At 43.5% G+C, this 6,946-nt stretch carries 6 protein-coding genes; 1 reads left to right on the top strand and 5 read right to left on the bottom strand.

Annotation, left to right across the window (positions count from 1 at the left end):
• Positions 1–186, bottom strand: a 186-nt coding sequence (locus T489_RS13495; RefSeq protein ID WP_037318828.1) for a hypothetical protein, incomplete at its 3' end; no start/stop codon positions are given.
• 413 nt (positions 187–599) lie between these two features.
• Between T489_RS13495 and T489_RS0105310 the strand changes: the two genes are divergently transcribed.
• Entirely contained in the window at positions 600–1,118 is a 519-nt protein-coding gene (locus T489_RS0105310) for an Rsd/AlgQ family anti-sigma factor (protein WP_031579009.1), read from the top strand.
• Between the two features lie 130 nt (positions 1,119–1,248).
• Here the strand turns inward: T489_RS0105310 and T489_RS0105305 are convergent, their stop codons facing one another.
• From T489_RS0105305 to serB, 4 genes are all read right to left on the bottom strand, one after another.
• Positions 1,249–2,646, bottom strand: a complete 1,398-nt coding sequence (locus tag T489_RS0105305; RefSeq protein ID WP_031579008.1) for a sodium-dependent transporter — start codon at positions 2,644–2,646, stop codon at positions 1,249–1,251.
• 49 nt (positions 2,647–2,695) lie between these two features.
• A complete protein-coding gene (radA, locus tag T489_RS0105300) occupies positions 2,696–4,087 on the bottom strand; it encodes a DNA repair protein RadA (protein WP_031579007.1) in 1,392 nt (463 codons plus the stop codon).
• A 118-nt stretch (positions 4,088–4,205) separates the two neighbouring features.
• Complete coding sequence (locus tag T489_RS14145; RefSeq protein WP_051621812.1) at positions 4,206–5,336, bottom strand: metallophosphoesterase; 1,131 nt, start codon at positions 5,334–5,336, stop codon at positions 4,206–4,208.
• A gap of 598 nt (positions 5,337–5,934) precedes the next feature.
• On the bottom strand, positions 5,935–6,930 hold the full coding sequence (gene serB / locus T489_RS0105290; RefSeq protein WP_031579005.1) for a phosphoserine phosphatase SerB: 996 nt from the start codon (positions 6,928–6,930) through the stop codon (positions 5,935–5,937).
• Positions 6,931–6,946: the final 16 nt, after the last annotated feature.

Below are 6,946 nucleotides of genomic sequence, written 5' to 3'. Positions count from 1 at the left end.
AAGATAGGTTTTTCCCAGTGAAACCTCTCCTGTATCGGAATTAAGTCTGCCTACATGAACACGATGGGCAACACGGGACTGTTTTTTTATCGAATCCCATTTATTGTAGTAAGAAATAATGTAGGTTCTGCCTTTTTTATCTGTATAACTTGAGAAATTCCACTTGATGTCTGTTGAGTCTGTCATATGAATAGTCCATTAAATATATTATAGACTATGTTACACCCGTAATAAGAATAAGTAAAGAGAATTTCTTAAAAAACAGGGGTAAAAGTGTAATATTTAATGGATTTGTGATGAGATTTACCCTAGTTATACACTAGGGTGTGCGGAGTTTAGGATGAACACGGCGATTTTTATTTTGTCACCTGTATTTTTTCACAGCCGGAATCAGTTAAACAATCAACGGTTTTCAGCAGTAAAACAACTTTATCAGCCCTTTTATATCAATACTTTTCGTAATTAGAACTCATTCACAAATATGATTTTCGCTCCCGTTTTTTTCCAAATATTCTATACGGCAGGCAGATCAAAAAAACGTTTTCTTATATACTGAACCAAAACATAGAATGTTATGTATCCGTCACATGGAGGTGTTTATGTTGCTCACAACACTTAACCGAACCAAGCAGGTCTCTTCAGGTCAGCTGAAGTGGATCGACGAGATGATCCATGCAAGAGAGCAATTGATTACCACCTATTTCAAACTGCTTACCCTGCCTCTTGACAAGGATGACACATCCTCTCAGGCTCTGCACCCGTCCTATGAACAGATGAATGAGTTCTGCAACCTGCTGGTGGATTATCTGTCCAGGGGACACTTCAAGGTTTATCCGAAAATTCTTACAATTATGGAACATGTCAGCAGCCGACGAATGACAGTTGCCAGAAGACTGATTCCAAGGATTGAAAATACCACCGAGCATCTTTTGAAATTTGATGAAAAATACAGCAAAGATCTTGATGAAGGCATCATGAAGAACTGGCGCGAGGATTTGAGCTATGTGGGACAATGGCTGGAAATACGTTTTAAGCACGAGGACCGAATGGTTATAGCTTTACAGATTATGGACAATGCCATTTCAAACAACGTTTCACAGAAGGACAAAAAAGATTAACGTGTAATCTCAGGACAGCGGGAATACACTTCAGATTTCATTCATCTCGTCCATAATTACATGGATTTAAACGGACATTACCGGAATGGTATGTCCGTATTTTTATATCCAATTCCTGTCTCAGAAACGTTTATCGTATGCCTATAAACACGTCGTAATAACCGATAATAAGAACCGCAACCACCACAAGAACGATAAAATATTTGTAGTAGTACATCCCCCATTTTCCTGCAGGCAGTTTAATACCGCTGCCCGTATTGATTTCATTAAGATAATTGTTCCATCCCCATCCTATTTTACTTACACAGAACAGCACCATCATAATGGCACCGAGAGGCAGCAGGTTGTTCGATACTATAAAATCAAACAGGCTGAGAACGGATGAACCTTCACCGAACGGCTGTATAAACGACAGTTTGTTTGAGCCGAGAGCAACAGGTACAGCCAGAGCCGAAATAGCAAAGAAGTTTATGATCGTCGATTTGAATCTGTTGACGCTGAAGAGTTCAGAATACCCCTTAATGATAGCTTCAACCACGGCAATAACCGTAGTCAGGGCTGCTATGGTCAGGAACAGGAAGAACAGAGATCCCCACAGATGTCCGTGCGGCATTTTGTTAAACAGCTGCAGCATGGTCTCAAAAACAAGCGTAGGACCTGCGCTCGGACTTATGTTGTAGCTGAAACATGAAGGAAATATTATAAGTCCGGCCATGAATGCCACCACGGTATCCAGAACACAGATAATAAAACCTTCCTTGATGATGGAATGCTCCTTTGACATGTATGACCCGAAAATCATGATAGAGCCTATGCCTATGCTCAGTGAGAAGAACACCTGAGTCAGTGCATTGTACAGAACTTTTCCGAAGCCGATTTTCTCAACAGCTTCCCAGTTAGGATAAAGATAGAATGACAGCCCTTCTGATGCGCCTTCAAGAGAACATGAATGAAAAATCATAATGACCATTATGACGAGCATGCCCAGCATGGATGGTTTTACCATCCTTTCTATACCGTTTCTCAAGCCTCTTACACAGACAAGGCTGGCCAGAAACAAAACCGAAACGGCACTGGTTATCTGAGTTGTCGGATCAGCCATCAGATTACTGAAATTCTCCCCGATCTGTGTTTCACTGATACCGATGATGTCTCCGGTAAAAGTCTGATAGCAGTAATAAAGCAGCCAGCCGCTGATAACACTGTAATAGGACATGAGAAGATAAAGTCCTGCCATGGAAGCATATGACACGCAGTTCCATCCTTTTTTGTCCTCCCTCAGTTCGGTAAAAGCCTGGGCAATGCTTTTTCTTGAAGCTCTGCCTATGGCAAGTTCCACCGACATCATCGGAATCCCCAGACAAATCAGAAACAAAAGATACAGAATAACAAAAAACGAGCCTCCGGACTGTCCGGTAATGTAAGGGAATCTCCACACATTGCCGAGTCCGACCGCACATCCGGCAGTTACCAGAATAAATCCGAGTCTGGTTGCAAACGATGTTCTCTTTCTAATATTTGATGACATTCTTCCTTCCGTCCAAAACTGAATAAGCTGACGTTAATCAGATCTTAAATTACTGATTCCCGCTTAATACGTTCAAAGCATCCTGCAGTGTTTTTACAGGATATATCTTCATGTCTCCAATAGGTTTTCTCGGAGCATTGTCATAAGGCACTATTGCCTGCTTAAAGCCATGCTTGTATGCTTCCTGAAGTCTTTCTGTTCCCTGAGTAACCGGTCTTACCTCGCCGTTAAGTCCTATTTCGCCGAAAGATATGAGATCACGTGCTATCGGCGTATTCTTATAGCTTGATATCATTGTAATTATCAGTGGCAGGTCTGCACTGGTTTCTTCGACCTTGACCCCGCCTACCACGTTGATGAACACGTCGTGATCTCCGAGAGATATGCCGCCGTGTCTGTGCAGGACCGCCAGAAGCATGGCCAGTCTGTTGGATTCCGTACCGATGGTGAGTCTGCGAGGGTTACCGTACTGACTGTAATCCACCAGAGCCTGCAGTTCCACCAGCAGAGGTCTGGATCCCTCCCAGATAACCATAACCACGGATCCCGGACTTATGATATCCGAACGGTTGAGGAAAATGGCAGAAGGATTATTAACCTCCCGCATTCCCTTATCAACCATTGCAAATATTCCGATTTCATTTATGGCTCCGAATCTGTTCTTCTTGCAGCGCAGAGTTCTGAATCTTGAATCGGTATCACCTTCAAGCAGAAGTGAACAGTCAACACAATGTTCAAGGATCTTCGGTCCTGCAAGAGAGCCGTCCTTGGTAACATGACCAATCACAAAGGTTGCCACTCCATTCTGTTTGGCAAACTGAGTCAGTGCGGCAGCCCCCTCCCTTACCTGAGAAACGCTTCCCGGGGCTGATGATATGCTGTCAAGGTGCATTACCTGAATGGAATCGACTATGAGAATCTGCGGCTTTTCCCTTTCAGCCATGGCCAGAATCATTTCAATGGAAGTTTCCGTGGCAATGTTCACCCCGCTGGTGTTACAGCCGAGTCTTGCGGCTCTCATGGCAACCTGCTGCAGAGATTCTTCACCGGTTATATACAGAACTTTGACTCTGTTGGCCAGATTGCATACCACCTGCAGCAGCAGAGTGGACTTGCCCGCACCGGGATTACCGCCTATAAGAACTACGGATCCTGCTACAATACCTCCGCCGAGAACCCTGTCCAGCTCATTGAATCCGGATGACAGTCTGGGAACCCTGGCAAGCGACACACTGTCAAGAGTAACCACCTTCTGGGATATTTCCCCGGAAAAACCTCTGAGACGGCTGCTTACGCTCTGAGCTGTAACTCTGGGCGTGTAATCAGCCACAACGGTTTCCTGTACTGAATTCCAGGCTCCGCATTCAGGGCAGCGTCCCTGCCATTTGGAAAACTCAGCTCCGCACTCACTGCAGACAAAAACAGAACTACTCTTCCCCATAAACTCATCCGTACCGACAGTATTCAACAACCTGCTGTTTAAAGATTCCTAATTATCCGACTTAACTGATACCTGACAAAGCCATTCCTGTCATTTCCTCAGTCAAAGTCTCATCTGATTACCTGTTTTTGAGATCTATTACCACGACCTGTGCTGGATCATTGATTCTTATATAGAATCCTGCCCATAAAATGGTACCGTTGTTCAGAATCATCTTTTTTCCCTGATGTTCATAATAACCTGATACATAGCCGCCGTTAAGCAGTGCCACAAGCTGTTTCAGTACCGGAACCATACCGCCGTGAGTATGTCCGCTCAGAGTGATGTCCGCACCTGCCGTTACGCAGTTCGGAAATTCTTTCGGACGGTGACTCAGCATAACCATAGGCAGACTTCTGTCAAAACCTTCAGTGGCAGCCACATAATCCGGCCCCTGTTCAGGAGGATTCACTCTCAAAGCCTGAGGATCGCTTATGCCGGCCAGAAACAGCAGTCTTTTGCCGCTGTCATCGGTTATGGTAACGTTGGAATTGTTTATCATTCTGATATTAAGCTTTCCCCAGACATCATTCCAGCTGGCTGCATCAGAGTAATATTCATGATTTCCGTTTACGGCATACACCCCGTATCTTGCTTTCAGACCTCTCAGTTCATCAACCTGAGGAGCGATGGCTTCATAGCGTCCGTCAATAATATCCCCGGTGTGAACTATCAGGTCGGGATGAAGATCATTTATCTGTTTTACGAGATTTCTGATTCTTTCAGGAGATGTGTTGGTTCCTATATGCGTATCGGTGATGTGCACTATTCTGAAATTATCAGGGTATTTTGGATCCGTAAAGGTGTAGAAGGTATTTTCCGGAGGAAGACCGGCATTATAGGTTCCTATACAGGTGATAACGACGGCAAACAGAGTGTCCAGACACAAAACACACACTCTGTGAGAATTTCTGACCCTGTATTTGCATGCAATCTTGAAAAATAAATAGAATATCTCAGATAATATGCCTAAACACAGGACAACCATCAGACAGAACTGAGCTGAACTGGCTCCAACCACCACCCATCCGGGAAGCTGAGGAGCAAGAATGTTTCCACCGAAAATCAGCAGCAGCGGATTCTTGAAGGAAATTATCAGAAACAGTAAGGTAAGAATAATCTTGACTGTTCTGTTTATCTTAATCTGACGCAGCAGAATAATATAGCTCAGGCTGAACTGAATCAGCGCAAATATGTAAAGTACAATCATTTGACTACCATAAAACAAATTAACATCGGTTTTGTCATCCACATATGATTATACAGAAAATTAATTAAATTTTCTCATGTGAGACTTTTGCCATAAAACTGTAGGAATAAGCAAAAATCTGCACTGACGATTTATTCACCATCAACTTTACAACCCGCGTATTATCAATGCTTCCGGCCATGTCTCACAATTCTGTAATTATTGAAATGGAAATTTTTCAATATCAAAAAAAATTGGAAATTAAAAACTGAATAATTACAATTATAAGTGTTGAGGGGAACAAGGATGTTCTGGATGGAAAACTCAACATGACAGTCTGAGAGGTTATACAGGATGTTGACCAGAGCAGACTGAAGGAACAGGAAGTTCCTTATGTACGCTTGATTTTTACAGGATGTGAAAAGACATAGCGCTGAATTTAATATCACATGCAAAAAAAACTGACAGGTTCGGATCAGGCACTGGGGATTGTGCTGATACCGAACCTTTTTTTGCCCTGCACTCAGCCGGATATCATAAAAATAAAAAAGAGCTTTTCCCGTTAGCGAAAAGCCCTTTTGGACACTGATTATTTATGCCGGTTAATCCGGTCCGTATCCTACTTTGATTTCAGATTGCTGTAGGCGGTCAGCACGCAGACAATGGCATCAAGACCGAGAGTATTGATGGTGGCTGTAGCCTTCTCACGCACAATCGGCTTGGCATGAATGGCAAATCCCAGACCTGATTCATTAATCATCGGCAGATCGTTTGCACCGTCACCTACCGCAATACTCTGTTCCTTAGGAATATCATACTTTGCACACAGCTCATGGAGAGTCGCAACCTTCACTGTCGAATCAACAATTTCACCGATTAGCCCGCCGGTAAGATGATCTCCTTCAATTTCGAAGGTATTGGCTCTGACAAGATCAAGGCCGAAATCTTCCTTAAGCTTGTTTACAAAAGGCATGAATCCGCCTGAAGCAATGGCGGTCTTCCAGCCTTTGCTCTGCAGAAGTCTGATCAGTTCAGGGAAACCAGGCATAATCGGCAGGCTGTTTCTAATCTTGTCCAGAATGGATACCGGAGCATACTTGAGCAGACCTACTCTCTTTCTCAGACTCTGCTTGAAATCAAGCTTTCCGTGCATAGCCATACTGGTGATTTCAGAAATCTGCTTGCCCACGCCGTATGCCTTGGCAATTTCATCAATACATTCGATCTGAATACAGGTTGAATCCATATCAAGAAGAATAACACCCGGCTTTGAAAGATCCGGAATGTTTTTCACATGAATTACATCTGCATCACCGGTAAACGCCTTGAATGCACGATTAAGTTCTTCTGAATATCTGTCGGTTACGGCAATCAGTACCTGTTTACCGCAGATTGCAAACGGTTCTCTGAAGGCAAAGGAAACACCGGATCTGTCTGCCAGCTCCTTAATCATACCGAGATGCTGCATGGTGATTCTGTCACCGATCGCACAGATATATCCGCCGCTGATGTTGCCGTCAGCACTGACTACCTTGTTATCAACCACCGTGTAAAAAGCTTTTTCCGGTAATCTGGAGAAAAGTTCTTCATCCGCATTAAAATTGAATTCTGCCATTATTATTTAAATCCTT

Source organism: Ruminobacter sp. RM87 (genome assembly GCF_000701925.1).
Taxonomy (GTDB): Bacteria; Pseudomonadota; Gammaproteobacteria; order Enterobacterales; family Succinivibrionaceae; genus Ruminobacter; species Ruminobacter amylophilus.
Note: the sequence above shows the minus strand (reverse complement) of the source record. Positions and strands in the feature narration are given on the sequence as shown.

Coding starts and splice junctions, on each gene's coding strand:
- radA (WP_031579007.1), bottom strand. CDS start 4,087: ATGGGGAAGAGTAGTTCTGTTTTTGTCTGCAGTGAGTGCGGAGCTGAG.
- T489_RS14145 (WP_051621812.1), bottom strand. CDS start 5,336: ATGATTGTACTTTACATATTTGCGCTGATTCAGTTCAGCCTGAGCTAT.
- serB (WP_031579005.1), bottom strand. CDS start 6,930: ATGGCAGAATTCAATTTTAATGCGGATGAAGAACTTTTCTCCAGATTA.
- T489_RS0105305 (WP_031579008.1), bottom strand. CDS start 2,646: ATGTCATCAAATATTAGAAAGAGAACATCGTTTGCAACCAGACTCGGA.
- T489_RS0105310 (WP_031579009.1), top strand. CDS start 600: ATGTTGCTCACAACACTTAACCGAACCAAGCAGGTCTCTTCAGGTCAG.